This window comes from Sphaerisporangium sp. NPDC088356, from assembly GCF_040685555.1.
Taxonomy (GTDB): domain Bacteria; phylum Actinomycetota; class Actinomycetes; order Streptosporangiales; family Streptosporangiaceae; genus Sphaerisporangium.
The window spans coordinates 35,589-48,604 of record NZ_JBFBIK010000012.1; the positions used below are offsets into that span (position 1 = coordinate 35,589).

Sequence of the window (13,016 nt, forward strand, 5' to 3'; positions counted from 1 at the left end):
AGGGCCGGAGAGGTCCCCCTCTCCGGCCCTTCTCCGACGTTCCTGTCGCTCAGCTCCAGGCGAGCATGCGCAGCGGGTCCTGAAGCATCGCGCCCACGTCGCGCAGCACGTACGACCCGATCTCGCCGTCCACGACCCGGTGGTCGAACGACAGCGCGAGCGTGGTCACCTTGCGCGGCACGATCTGCCCGTCCACGACCCACGGAAGGTCACGGACCTGGCCGAACGCGAGGATCGCCGTCTCGCCCGGGTTGAGGATCGGCGTGCCCGCGTCGATCCCGAAGATGCCCACGTTGGTGATCGTGATCGTGCCGCCTGTCAGGTCGGCGGGCTGGGAGCGCCCGGACCGCGCCTTCTCGGTCAGCTCGGCCAGCGCCTTGGCGAGGTCCGGCAGCGACATCGCGTGCGCGTCCTTGACGTTCGGCACGATGAGGCCGCGCTGCGTGGCCGCGGCGATGCCGAGGTTCACGTAACGCTTGACCACGATCTCGTCGCCGGCCCACGTGGAGTTGATCAGCGGGTACCGCCTGGCGGCCGTGAGCAGGGCCTTGGCGACCAGCAGCAGCGGCGACACCTTGACGTCGGCGAAGTCGGGCAGCTCGCGCAGCCGCCGCACCGCCTCCATCGTCGCGGTCACGTCGACCTGGAGGAACTCGGTCACGTGCGGCGCGGTGAAGGCGGAGGCGACCATGGCGGCCGCCGTGGCCCTGCGCACGCCCTTCACCGGGATGCGCTCTTCCCGCTCCGCCCCCGCGAGCCCGGCGTACCCCGGCGACGGCGTGATCGCGGGCTCGGCCGCACCGGTCGCCGTCTCGGCGGCGGCATGCACGTCCTCGCGGGTGATGGAGCCGTTCGGCCCGGTTCCCGTGAGGTCGCCGAGGTCGACGCCGAGGTCCTTCGCCAGCTTGCGCACCGGCGGCTTGGCCAGCACGGACACCCGGCCGGACGGCGCCGGAGCGGCAGCGGGCGGGGCAGGCGCGACGGCGGGAGCCGTGCCGGAGGAGGGCGACACGGCCGGGGCCGTACCGGAGGGTGACGATGCGGCGGTGGGGGCCGGGGTTTTGCGGGGTCGGCGGGTCGTGGCGCTCAGCTTGACGCCGTAGCCCACGAGCACCGGGGTGCGCTCGGGCTTCTTCGTCCCGGTGCTCTCGGTGCTCTCGGTGCTCTCGGGGGGAGGCGAGGGGACCATGTCGTCGGCGAGCGCCGTCTCCCTGGTCGCGGGCGCGCCCCTGCCTATGGCGGCCGGGGCGTCGTGCTCGCCCGTGTCCACGGAGATGATCGGCTTGCCGACGTCGACCGTCTCGCCCTCGTCGGCCATGAGCGAGCTGACCACGCCCTCGAACGGGCAGGGCAGCTCGACGACGGCCTTGGCGGTCTCGATCTCGACGATCGTCTGGTTGATCACCACTGTGTCGCCGGCCGAGACGTGCCACTTGATGATCTCGGCCTCGGTCAGCCCTTCACCGACGTCGGGGAGCTTGAACTCTCTAAGCACAGCCCCTCCTAGAAGGCGAACGTACGGTCGACGGCGTCCAGGACCCTGTCCAGATCGGGCAGGTAGTGGTCCTCCAGCCGGGACGGGGGGTACGGGGTGGAGAAGCCGCCGACCCTGAGCACCGGCGCCTCCAGGTTGTAGAAGCACGCCTCGGTGATCCGGGCGACGACCTCGGCGCCGAGCCCGGAGTAGACCGGGGCCTCGTGGGCGACCACGCACCGGCCGGTCTTCCTGACCGACTGGTAGATCAGCTCGGTGTCCAGGGGGTTGAGCGAGCGCAGGTCGATGACCTCGATCGAACGCTCGTCCGCCACGGCCGTCGCGGCCTCCAGGCAGGTCTTCACCATCGGGCCGTACGCGAGGACGGTCACGTCGGTGCCCGTGCGCACGACCTGGCCCCGGTCGAAGGGCATCGGTGAGGCGCCCTTCTCGACGTCGGCCTTGTCCCAGTAGCGCCGCTTGGGCTCGAAGAAGATCACCGGGTCGTCGCAGCGGATCGCCTGCTGGATCATGTGGAAGCCGTCCACCGGGTTCGAGCAGGCGACCACGCGCAGGCCGGCGGTGTGGGTGAAGTACGCCTCGGGGGACTCGCTGTGGTGCTCGACCGCTCCGATGCCGCCGCCGAAGGGGATACGCACCACGACGGGAAGCCTGAGCTTGCCGAGCGAGCGCAGCGGCATCTTGGCGAGCTGGGTGATGATCTGATCGGCGGCGGGGAACACGAACCCGTCGAACTGGATCTCGCAGACCGGGCGGTAGCCGCGCAGTGCCAGCCCGATGGCGGTGCCGATGATGCCGGACTCGGCGAGCGGGGTGTCGATGACGCGGCTCTCGCCGAAGTCCTTCTGCAGCCCGTCGGTGACGCGGAAGACCCCGCCGAGCTTGCCGACGTCCTCTCCCATGATGAGGACCTTCGTGTCGTCCTCCATGGCGGTGCGCAGGCCCTCGTTGATGGCCTTCGCGAGGGTCAGCGTGGTCATCGGTCGCCTCCCTCGAAGGTGGAGAGGTAGGCGGCGTACTGTTCCCGCTCCTCGACGAGCAGGGCATGGGGCTCGGTGTACACGTGGTCGAAGATCTCCAGAGGATGGGGATCCGGCATCTCCAGGCAGCGTTTGCGCACGTCCCTGCCCAGGTCGTTGGCCTCGGCCTCGATGGAGTCGAAGTACTCCTGGTCGGCGATCTGGTTCTTGAACATGTACGCCTTGACCCGCTCGATCGGGTCCTTGAGCTTCCACGCCTCAAGCTCGCCGGCCACGCGGTAGCGCGTCGGGTCGTCGGAGGTGGTGTGCGCGCCCATGCGGTAGGTGAAGGCCTCGATCAGCGTCGGGCCCTGCCCCTCGCGGGCGTTCTTGAGCGCCTGGCGGGTCACGGCCAGGCAGGCGAAGACGTCGTTGCCGTCCACGCGGATTCCGGGGAAGCCGAATCCGCTGGCACGCCGGTAGAGGGGGATCCTCGACTGCTTCTCCAGGGGCTCGGAGATAGCCCACTGGTTGTTCTGGCAGAAGAACACCACGGGCGCGTTGAAGACCGAGGCCCAGATGAAGGCCTCGTTGACGTCACCCTGGGAGGTGGCCCCGTCGCCGAAGTAGACGATCGTCGCGGCGTCGGCGCCGTCGCGCTGGATGCCCATCGCGTAGCCCACGGCGTGCAGGGTCTGGCTGCCGATGACGATCGTGTAGAGGTGGAAGTTGTGCTCCGCGGGTTCCCAGCCTCCGTGGTTCACGCCGCGGAAGAGCCCTAGCAGGTTGACCGGGTCGACGCCGCGGCACCAGGCCACGCCGTGCTCGCGGTAGGTCGGGAAGGCCATGTCCGCGTCGGTCAGGGCGCGCCCTGACCCGATCTGGGCGGCCTCCTGCCCGAGTAGGGATGCCCAGATGCCGAGTTCGCCCTGCCTCTGGAGGGCCACGGCCTCCATGTCGACCCGCCGCACCAGGACGAGGTCGCGGTAGAGACCGCGCACCTCTTCCGGGGTCAGGTCGATGTCGTAGGCGGGATGCTCCACACGCTCACCCTCGGGGGTGAGCAGTTGTACGAGCTCCGGAGGTGCCTCGGCACCACGAGAGGCGTCGGATGTCACGTGCCGCTCCTGTGCGTTCGGGGCCGTGCTGATGGGATCGCCATCTCGTTCGGCCGGTTACACGCATTAGTACCTGGTGGTGGGGTACGTCCGCGTTTGGGGACATCGTGGCAGAAGTCACAGGCCAGTGCGCAAGGCCGAACACCCTCTTATCCACACTTCTCCCGTTCCCGATGCGCCTGACCGCACACCCCGCGGGAAGTCCAGGTCCGCCGGACGGCCCGGGGACGGCGCGCCCGGGCGCCACCGTTAGGCTGGTCCCCGCCGGACCAGGCCGGTCGCGAGACCGGTGGCACGAACAGTGGAGGAACACGTGGCACGCGTCATCGTCGACGTCATGCTCAAGCCGGAGATCCTTGATCCTCAGGGGCAGGCGATCGCCCGGGCGCTCCCCCGGCTCGGCTTCTCGGGCGTCACCGAGGTGCGGCAGGGCAAGAGGTTCGAGGTCGAGATCGACGGCCCTGCCGACGATGCCGCCCTTTCGGACGTCCGTAAGATGGCCGAAACCCTTCTGGCCAACACGGTTATCGAGGATTACTCTGTCCGCGTCGAGGGATCGTAGGGCGCGTACCGGCGCGACCAAGACTTCGCAAATCACCGCAAAGGGATCTTGGGACGGACCAGAAAGCAAGCGTCTGACCAACACTAAATAACAACAGCGTGATTTTGCGGTTAGCCCTGATTCTTCGGGGAAACCTCCCCAACGTGACTTTCGGCGCCACGGAGGGGTCCGGTGGATATTGAGTTCTCGTTGGCCTTGCCACGGGATGCCCTGGGCATCCCGATGGTGCGCCGAGTGCTGGGGGACACCCTGCGCTGCATCGGTGTCACCGAGGACTGCGTATCCGACATGCTCCTCGCCACCTCGGAAGCCTGCGCCAACGCCGTGCGGCACGGCGGCCCCGCCAAGCGTTACGAGGTGACGGCGGCCATCGGCGAGGGCCGCTGCGAGTTGCGGGTCGTCGACAACGGCCTCGGCCTCGGGGCGATCCCCAAGCAGTACCCTACGGGCGACGCCGAGCACGGCCGGGGAATTCTGATCATGCAGTCGGTCGTCGACGAGATCTCCTTCGACATCACCCCAGGCAGCGGCACCACGGTGTTCCTCCGCAAGGAGCTCGACTGGGACGAGGAGTTCCTCGCCCACCACGACCGCGTGCTCGCCGCGGTCTGACCTGCTGCGGCTTCGCTCGACGCGGGCCACCCCTGCACCACGGACCGAAATCACCCCTCCTGACGGTCCGCAACCCCCGCGCCCGACGTGAGACCCATCGGCCCGGCCGCGCCCGGCCAGCAGGTAGCCTGGGGTGTACCGCCGCAGACCGCCGTCCGATGAGTGAGACGTCGGCGCGGCTCTCGCGTGTGGAGGGGTACGAGAGCCATGGGTGCTGCCCGTGTGGGCGTGGTCACTTTTCCCGGAACTCTTGACGATCAGGACGCTGCCAGGGCCGTCAGGCACGCGGGTGGAGAAGCGGTTCCACTCTGGCACGCCGACCGCGACCTGAAGGCGGTCGACGCGGTCTTCCTGCCCGGCGGGTTCTCCTACGGCGACTACCTCCGGTGCGGGGCGATCTCTCGCTTCGCGCCGCTGATGGAGGAGCTGATCCCGGCGGCGCGTGCCGGGCTTCCCGTGCTCGGCACCTGCAACGGCTTCCAGATCCTCTGCGAGGCGCACCTGCTGCCGGGCGCGCTGACCCGCAACGAGGGTCTTCACTACGTCTGCCGTGACCAGCGCATCCTCGTCGAGAGCGCCACCACGGCCTGGACGGGTGACTACACCTCCGGCCAGGAGATCCTCCTGCCGGTGAAGCATGGCGAGGGCCGTTACGTGGCCGACCCCGCGACGATCGACGCGCTCGAGAGCGGCGGCCAGATCGTCTTCCGCTACGTCGGCGGCAACCCGAACGGCTCGATCAACGACATCGCGGGCATCAGCAACGAGGCCGGCAACGTCGTCGGCCTCATGCCCCATCCCGAGCACGCCGTCGAGGACCTCACCGGTGCCCCCAGCGTGGACGGCCGGGGATTCTTCACCTCGATCCTGAAGAGGTTCGTGAACCTGTGACAGAAGCAGTGGGCAGGGTGCGAGGAGAGCAGATGACCGACTCAGTCAAGCGGGCCGCCGAGACGCCGGACGAGCCCCAGCCCTACGTCGAGCTGGGCATGAAGGCCGAGGAGTACGAGCGGGTGCGCTCGATCCTCGGCCGCCGCCCCACGTCCTCCGAGCTGGCCATCTACTCGGTCATGTGGAGCGAGCACTGCTCGTACAAGTCCTCCAAGGTGCATCTGCGCCAGTTCGGTACGAAGGCCCCCAAGTCCGACGCCCTGCTGGTCGGCATGGGGGAGAACGCCGGCGTCGTCGACATCGGCGACGGCTGGGCGGCCACCTTCAAGATCGAGTCGCACAACCACCCGTCGTACGTCGAGCCCCACCAGGGCGCGGCCACCGGCGTCGGCGGCATCGTCCGCGACATCATGTCGATGGGGGCCCGCCCGGTCGCGGTCATGGACGCCCTGCGGTTCGGCGCCCTGGACGCTCCCGACACACGCCGGGTGCTCCCCGGCGTCGTCGAGGGCATCAGCTTCTACGGCAACTGCCTGGGCCTGCCCAACATCGGCGGCGAGCTGGTCTTCGACCCCTGTTACATCGGCAACCCGCTGGTCAACGCGCTGTGCGTCGGGCTCCTGCGCAAGGACCAGATCAAGCTCGCCACCGCGCCCGGCCCAGGGAACAAGGTCGTGCTGTTCGGCGCGCGCACCGGCCCCGACGGCATCGGCGGCGCCTCCGTGCTCGCCTCCGCGACGTTCGAGGACGAGTCGCACGCCAAGCGTCCCGCCGTGCAGGTGGGCGACCCGTTCATGGAGAAGCTCCTCATCGAGTGCTGCCTGGAGCTCTTCGAGGCCGACGTGGTCGTCGGCATCCAGGACCTCGGCGCGGCCGGGGTGTCCTGCGCGACGACCGAGCTCGCGGCCAAGGGCACGGGCGGCATGCGCGTCGACCTCGGCCTCGTCCCGCTCCGCGACCCCTCGCTCCTCCCCGAGGAGATCCTCATGAGCGAGTCGCAGGAGCGCATGATGGCCGTCGTCACCCCCGAGGACATCGACGCCTTCATGGCGATCTGCTCCCGGTGGGACGTCCCGGCGACGGTGATCGGTGAGGTCACCGACACCGGACGGCTGGTGATGACCTGGCACGACGAGGTCATCGTCGACATCCCTCCGGGCACCGCGGCCGACGACGGCCCGGTCTACGAGCGTCCCCTCCACGAGCCCGCGAGCCAGGCCGCGCTGAACGCCGACGATCCCGTACGGCTCCCGCGCCCCGCCGACCTGCGCGCGACCCTGCTGGAGCTGCTCGCCTCGTCGAACCTCGCCTCCAAGGAGTGGGTCACCTCCCAGTACGACCGTTACGTCCGTGGTAACACCGTGCTCGCGATGCCGGCCGACGCGGGGGTGCTGCGCATCGGCGAGGTGATGCCCGGGGCCGAGGAGACCGACCGGGGCATCGCCCTGGCCACCGACGGCAACGGCCGCTACGCCAAGCTCGACCCCTACGCGGGGGCGCAGCTCGCCCTGGCGGAGGCCTACCGCAACGTGGCCGTCACCGGGGCTCGCCCGCTGGCCGTGACGAACTGCCTCAACTTCGGCTCCCCGGAGGACCCTGAGGTCATGTGGCAGTTCTCCGAGGCCGTGCGCGGCCTCGCGGACGCCTGCAAGACCCTCGGCGTGCCGGTCACCGGCGGCAACGTGTCGTTCTACAACCAGACGGGGTCCACGCCGATCCACCCGACCCCGGTCGTGGGCGTGCTCGGCGTCCTGGACGACGTGCACAAGCGCGTGCGGCACGGCTTCACGGCGCCCGACCTCAAGGTCATCCTGCTCGGCGACACCGGCGAGGAGTTCGGCGGCTCCGAGTGGGCGCACGTCCTCCACGGCCACCTCGGGGGCCTGCCCCCGCACGCCGACCTGGAGGCGGAGCGCTCGCTGGCGACCGTCCTGGTGGAGGCGGCCGAGCGCGGCCTGATCGAGGGCTCCCACGACGTGTCCGACGGCGGTCTCGCCATCGCCCTCGCCGAGGCCACCCTGGCCCAGAGCGTGGGCGCCACGGTGCAACTGCCCGGGGTGGACCCGTTCGTCGGCCTGTTCAGCGAGTCGGCGGCCCGGGCCCTGGTCACCGTACGGCCGGAGTCCTTCGGCGCCTTCGCCGAGCTGTGCGCGCGGCACGAAGTGCCCTGCTACGGCCTCGGCACGACCGGTGGCCCGGCGCTGCGGGTCGAGGGCGTTCTGGAGATCCCGGTGGACGAGCTTCGCGCCACCCACCAGGCGACGTTGCCCCTTACCTTCAGTTCCTGACCCGCACCGAGAAGGCGGTGGATCCCCCCACAGATCCACCGCCTCTGTGGCCTGAACCGGCCACCCAGTAATAGGGCTTATAGGGCCAGACATCGACAAAATAACGGATATTTCGGTCATTCCGTTAATTCGTGCTGGCTCGGTTACATCTCGATATTCCGGCAGTGCTCGCTCCCGTTCGCCCGTCACCGGGATGGACGGGATGATCAGCACGTTCGGGGGAGCTCGACTGGCTGATGCGGAGGCGACCGTGCCGTCGAACGACCGGGCGGCCGCGGCGGTGCCGGCGCGCGGCGACCTCATGCGCGCGGCCCCGTGGAGGAACGCGCTCGCTACCCCATATCGGCCTTAAATGATCAAAACGGACGTACGCCGTACGTCAGACTGGGGACATGGTCGCCCTCCCCCACGAGACCACCGTCCTGGTGCCCGGCACTCCCGAATACGCCACGAAGCTCCGCTACGCCTGGCGCGTCTGCTCGGTGACCAGCCTCGGTCTCGTCCTCATCGGCATCAACGCGAGCACGCTGAACGTGGCGTTGCCGTCGGTGGTCCGGCACTTCCAGGCCGACGCGTTCGCCGCCTCCTGGATCCTGCTGTCGTATCTCCTGATCAACACGGCCACGCTGGTGTTCTTCGGGCGAGTCGCCGATCTGCTGGGGCGGCGTGAGGTCTACCTCGTCGGGTTCGGGATCTTCACCGTGTGCTCGCTGCTGGCGGGAATGTCCCCCGGAGTCGGCTTCCTGATCGCCATGCGGGCGCTCCAGGCGCTGGGCGCGGCGATGATCCTGGCCAACGGCACCGTCATCATCACCGACGCCTTCCCGCCCGACCGCCTCAGCCAGGGCATGGGCGTGTACATCGGCACGCTGTCGGTGGCCCAGCTCGCCGGGCCGACCCTCGGGGGCCTCATCGCCGAGGCCGCGGGCTGGCAGTGGGTCTTCTGGGTGAACGTCCCCGCCGGGGTGGCCGGGCTCGTCTGGGGGTGGGCGACGCTGCGCAGGGTCCCGGCCGGGCCGCGCACGCCCGTCGACGCTACGGGCAACCTCATCGTGTTCGCCGCGCTCTCAGCCGTGCTGATCGCCCTGTCGGAGGCGGGGTCACGCGGCCTGTCGAGCCCGGTCGTGGTCACCGGAGGGCTCATCTTCCTGATCCTGGTCCCGGTGCTCGTCGTCGTCGAGCGGCGGGCCTCCCATCCGGTGCTGGACCTGCGGCTCTTCGGCGAGCGCATGCTGGCGTTCGCCAACCTGGCGTCCTTCTGCACCGCCCTGTCGAGGTCGGCGCTGGTCCTGCTGGTCGCGCTGTACTTCCAGGCCGCGCGCGGCATCGACGCCTTCACTGCGGCGCTCGGCGTGCTGCCCGTCCCCATCGGCATGGCGCTCGCCTCACCGGTCGCGGGCGCCCTCGGCCGCCGGGTCTCCCCGTACGCGCTCTCCGTCGGCGGCTGCCTGCTCAACTTCAGCGGCCTGCTGTGCCTGTTGCTGTCTATCGGCACGACCACGCCGTACTGGGTCATCGGGGTGGGCCTGTTCCTCGCGGGGTGCGGCAACGGCGCGTTCCTCACGGGCAACACGACACAGGTCATGAGCGCGCTCCCGCCGGGGAGCCTGGGCGTGGTGAACGGCTTCCGGCTGATGATCATGAATGTCGGCATCGTGCTGAGCGTCGCGACGACCCTCAGCGTCCTGACCAGCGCGCTCTCGCCCGCACTACGCGACCTCGTCTACGCGGGAACGCTCTCGCGGCTCTCGCCCGTGGCCGTCGAGCACCTCATGTCGGGCTTCCAGCGGACGTACCTCGTGCTCGCGACGGTCGCGCTCGCGGGTGTCGTCACCGCGGCCTGCGCCCGCCCCCGCCGTACGCGCGAGCTTCGCTAGCTTCGCGCAGGCGTGTTCTTGCGCGCCAGGGCTTCGACGCCGGCCAGCGTGGGCTATCGGCAGGTCGGGAACCCCGGTCCGTCGACGGCTCGACGTGCCCGGCCTGCTGGCCTCGTCGCTCGCGCTCTTCGCCCTGACGTACGCGCTCATCGAGGGAGACGAGCGCGGCTGGACCTCCGGGATCATTCTCGGTTCCTTCGCCGTGGCCGCGGCGGCGGGCGCGCTGTTCGTGGTGGTCGAGACACGCGCCAAGGAGCCGATGATCGACCTGTCGCTGTTCCGCGAGCGGGTCTTCAGCGGCGGCATGGTCTCCATGGGCCTGTGGGCGTTCGGGATCTTCGGCATCTACTTCTTCACCGCGCTGTGGCTGCAGAACGTCCTCGGCTTCACCCCCACGCAGGCGGGGGCGGCGTTCGTCCCCATGGCCCTGCTGATGGCCGGGCTCGCCACCGTCGCCCCGAGGATCGCGAGCCGCTTCGGCACCGCGGCGACCGTCGCCGTGGGTCTCGGGCTGATGGCGGTGGCTGTCGTCGGCATCTCCTTCATCGGCGAGCACGGCACCTACGCCCAGCTCTTCCCCTGGCTGATGCTGTACGGCTTCGGGGCGGGACTGCTGGTCCCGCTCACCAACGCCATCCTCGGAGCACTTCCGGCGGGCCGCGGGGGCGTCGCGTCGGGAGTGCTCAACGTCTTCCGCGAGGTGTTCGGCCTGCTCGGCGTCACGGTGCTGGGCGCCATCCTGAGCGCCCGTCAGAGCGCCGCCATGGAGTCCGGCGCGGGCCCGCTCACGGCGTTCCTGGACGGCTACCAGCTCGCCCTGATCGTCGCGGGCGTCATCGTGGCCATCGGCATCCCCGTCAGCCTCGTCTCGCTCCGCACCCTCCGCGCGGCAGCGCCCGCCCCCATGGAGACCCCCAGAGTCCCCGAGCCCGTCGCATAAATCCCTTCTGAAACAGTCGTAACGAACGTCGTTATTGCATCGTTATGGGATGAGTCTGCACTTATCGCGCTGTTCAGCTGTCTCACATATGGAACGCGCCGGGGCAAAACCCGGCGCGAAGCGCGTATATCAGGAGTAGACCGTGGACCCCCTCAAGCGGACGGCCGGCATTTCCCTGGCCTTCCTCGCCCTCGCCGCCATGACCGCCTGCTCGTCCAGCCCCGGCCGGGCGACGGACGCCTTACCGCCGGCCTCGCCCCAGGCGCGCGGCACGGCGGAGGCCTCCCCGCCGGCCGGGAGCACGGTGAATGCCTCCTCCTCGCAGGCCAGGGCCGCCGGCGCGGGCGAGACGGTCGTCCGCGCCAAGGCGAAGGCACCGCTCCGCATCGTCGACATCACCCCGATGGGCGAGAAGAGCGAGACGATCGGCGTCGGCTCGCCGATCATCGTCACCTTCGACAGGGCGGTTCCCAGCCGGGCGGCGGCCGAGGCCGTGCTCCAGGTCCAGGCCGAGAAGCCCGTCGACGGCGCCTGGCGCTGGGTCTCCGAGCGGAAGGTCGTCTATCGCACCAAGACCTACTGGCAACCGCACCAGAAGGTCACCTTCACCGCGCGGCTCGGCGACATCCCCGGCAACGAGGGGGCCAAGAACCTCAGCCGCCGCTTCGCGATCGGCGCGTCCAACATCGCCCTGGTCGACACCAGGAAGCACGTGATGAAGGTCCGCCGCGACGGCAGGCTCGTCAAGTCGATCCCGATCAGCGCGGGCCGCGGCGGCATGGTCAGGAACGGCGTGGACGTCTACCTCACCACCAGCGGCGTCCATCTCGCCATGGGCAAGAAGCCGGTGGAGACCATGACCTCGGGGTGGCTGGGGATCACCGACCCCAAGGACCCGCTGTACTACAAGCTGGAGATCCCCTGGGCGGTGCGCATCTCCGACAGCGGCGAGTACGTCCACCAGAGCGCGGGCGACTACCAGTTCCTCGGCAAGTCCAACCAGAGCCACGGCTGCGTGCGGGCCACCCCCGCCGGCGCCAAGTGGTTCTACGGCATCGCCCAGCGCGGCGACGTCGTCCAGGTCACCGGCACCAAACGAAAGCTCGACTGGCGCAACGGCTGGAGCTTCTGGCAGCTCAACTGGACCCAGTGGAAGCAGGGCAGCGCCCTCCCCACCACACCTCCCACCCAGGACTGACCCACGGGATGTCACCGCGCTGGCCCTCCATACGGGTGGCAGGCCAGAGCCAGTAGAGCTGCGCAAAGACCGAATGTAGCGGCAGATCTTTGCGATGATGGCTTGGTAATGGATCCGCCCGTAGGCGTCGGGGGAGGTGCGGCCAAGTGTCTTACGGTCCGAAGCTTGCCGCGGCGCTGTCAGGTGCCACGCTTCGCCAACTCGCCCACTGGCGCCTGGCGAGTTCGCGGCGCGGAGCCGTACTGGTACCGGAGATCTCCGATGTGCGTCCCGTCCTGTACTCGTTTCGAGATGTGGTGGCACTGCGGACCTGTGTCAAGTTGCGCAACGACACCTCCTTGCAGAAGATCAGGCGTGCACTGGACACGTTGCGCGACGACCTACAGGAACGCGATCACCTGTCCGCGTACAGGCTGGTCACCGACGGCGGCACTATCTACCTGATGGCGCCCGACCAGGCGGTCGATCTCGTGCGGAGCAAGGCGAACCTCGTCATCCACGAGATGGTCGACGTACTCCGGCCTTTCTACCGCGATGGCAGGCACATACCTGATCTACTGCGACCCCGTGAGCATGTGACGGTCGATCCGGCGGTCCGGGGTGGAGTGCCGGTGATCGAGGGCACGCGGATTCCCTATGACGAGGTCGCCGCATTGCTGCGCGACGGCGTCCCCGCCGAGCGGATCTCGGACTACTACCCGAGCGTCTCAGCGCCCGCCGCACGCGACGCCGCCGACTTCGCTGCCTACGTCAACAGTTACGAGCCGTCCAGGGAGCCGCGTGAAGCTAAGGTCTTGGTCCCCGAGGCCGACGAGCCAGAGGAAACCCCCGCCACCGGAAGCCCCGATACGGCCGAGGCCGCATCGGGAGCGGCGAGTACGGCGGCGAAAGCCAGCACGGCAAGGACAGAGAATCGTTTTTTCATGCCGAGAAGCTACTGGTCCCCACTTGTACATTTCTGCGATCTCACTTGCAGTACCGCGTCACCGACGGAATGACCGGCCGCATACCCCCGTGACAGCCACAGAAGGCGAAATGGGACATGGCCGCGCGGGCCTGACCCAGGTTCACACCTC

At 69.2% G+C, this 13,016-nt stretch carries 11 protein-coding genes; 8 read left to right on the forward strand and 3 right to left on the reverse strand.

The annotated features are described in order from the left end of the window. Positions 1 to 49: 49 nt before the first annotated feature. Genes AB0O34_RS07345 through pdhA form a run of 3 tightly spaced genes read right to left on the reverse strand, consistent with a single transcriptional unit; the run spans position 50 to position 3,572 of the window. Positions 50 to 1,495 carry a dihydrolipoamide acetyltransferase family protein gene (locus tag AB0O34_RS07345; RefSeq protein WP_363913638.1) on the reverse strand — a complete coding sequence of 482 codons (1,446 nt, stop codon included), beginning with the start codon at positions 1,493 to 1,495 and terminating at the stop codon, positions 50 to 52. 8 nt (positions 1,496 to 1,503) lie between these two features. Continuing rightward, on the reverse strand, positions 1,504 to 2,475 hold the full coding sequence (locus tag AB0O34_RS07350; protein ID WP_363913640.1) for an alpha-ketoacid dehydrogenase subunit beta: 972 nt from the start codon (positions 2,473 to 2,475) through the stop codon (positions 1,504 to 1,506). Continuing rightward, a complete protein-coding gene (pdhA, locus tag AB0O34_RS07355; protein ID WP_363913642.1) occupies positions 2,472 to 3,572 on the reverse strand; it encodes a pyruvate dehydrogenase (acetyl-transferring) E1 component subunit alpha in 1,101 nt (366 codons plus the stop codon). Before pdhA ends, AB0O34_RS07350 begins: the two co-directional genes overlap by 4 nt. Before the next feature lie 313 nt (positions 3,573 to 3,885). Between pdhA and purS the strand changes: the two genes are divergently transcribed. The 8 genes from purS (at position 3,886) to AB0O34_RS07395 (ending at position 12,938) form a co-directional block, all read left to right on the forward strand. Continuing rightward, positions 3,886 to 4,134, forward strand: coding sequence for a phosphoribosylformylglycinamidine synthase subunit PurS (gene purS / locus AB0O34_RS07360; protein ID WP_363913644.1), 249 nt, complete (start codon positions 3,886 to 3,888; stop codon positions 4,132 to 4,134). A gap of 171 nt (positions 4,135 to 4,305) precedes the next feature. Beyond that, positions 4,306 to 4,746 carry an ATP-binding protein gene (locus tag AB0O34_RS07365; protein WP_363913646.1) on the forward strand — a complete coding sequence of 147 codons (441 nt, stop codon included), beginning with the start codon at positions 4,306 to 4,308 and terminating at the stop codon, positions 4,744 to 4,746. A 207-nt stretch (positions 4,747 to 4,953) separates the two neighbouring features. Continuing rightward, a complete protein-coding gene (gene purQ / locus AB0O34_RS07370) occupies positions 4,954 to 5,637 on the forward strand; it encodes a phosphoribosylformylglycinamidine synthase subunit PurQ (protein WP_363913648.1) in 684 nt (227 codons plus the stop codon). Positions 5,638 to 5,669: 32 nt separating this feature from the next. Continuing rightward, complete coding sequence (gene purL, locus AB0O34_RS07375) at positions 5,670 to 7,925, forward strand: phosphoribosylformylglycinamidine synthase subunit PurL (RefSeq protein ID WP_363913650.1); 2,256 nt, start codon at positions 5,670 to 5,672, stop codon at positions 7,923 to 7,925. A 392-nt stretch (positions 7,926 to 8,317) separates the two neighbouring features. Then, a complete protein-coding gene (locus AB0O34_RS07380) occupies positions 8,318 to 9,802 on the forward strand; it encodes an MFS transporter (protein WP_363913652.1) in 1,485 nt (494 codons plus the stop codon). Between the two features lie 94 nt (positions 9,803 to 9,896). Continuing rightward, entirely contained in the window at positions 9,897 to 10,742 is an 846-nt protein-coding gene (locus AB0O34_RS07385; RefSeq protein ID WP_363913654.1) for an MFS transporter, read from the forward strand. A 142-nt stretch (positions 10,743 to 10,884) separates the two neighbouring features. Beyond that, positions 10,885 to 11,940, forward strand: a complete 1,056-nt coding sequence (locus tag AB0O34_RS07390) for an Ig-like domain-containing protein (RefSeq protein ID WP_363913656.1) — start codon at positions 10,885 to 10,887, stop codon at positions 11,938 to 11,940. Between the two features lie 146 nt (positions 11,941 to 12,086). Beyond that, the gene (locus AB0O34_RS07395) at positions 12,087 to 12,938 is read left to right on the forward strand and encodes a DUF433 domain-containing protein (protein ID WP_363913658.1); all 852 of its coding nucleotides are present in this window, start codon (positions 12,087 to 12,089) and stop codon (positions 12,936 to 12,938) included. Positions 12,939 to 13,016 lie beyond the last annotated feature (78 nt).

Coding starts and splice junctions, on each gene's coding strand:
- purL (WP_363913650.1), top strand. CDS start 5,670: ATGACCGACTCAGTCAAGCGGGCCGCCGAGACGCCGGACGAGCCCCAG.
- AB0O34_RS07380 (WP_363913652.1), top strand. CDS start 8,318: ATGGTCGCCCTCCCCCACGAGACCACCGTCCTGGTGCCCGGCACTCCC.
- purQ (WP_363913648.1), top strand. CDS start 4,954: ATGGGTGCTGCCCGTGTGGGCGTGGTCACTTTTCCCGGAACTCTTGAC.
- AB0O34_RS07350 (WP_363913640.1), bottom strand. CDS start 2,475: ATGACCACGCTGACCCTCGCGAAGGCCATCAACGAGGGCCTGCGCACC.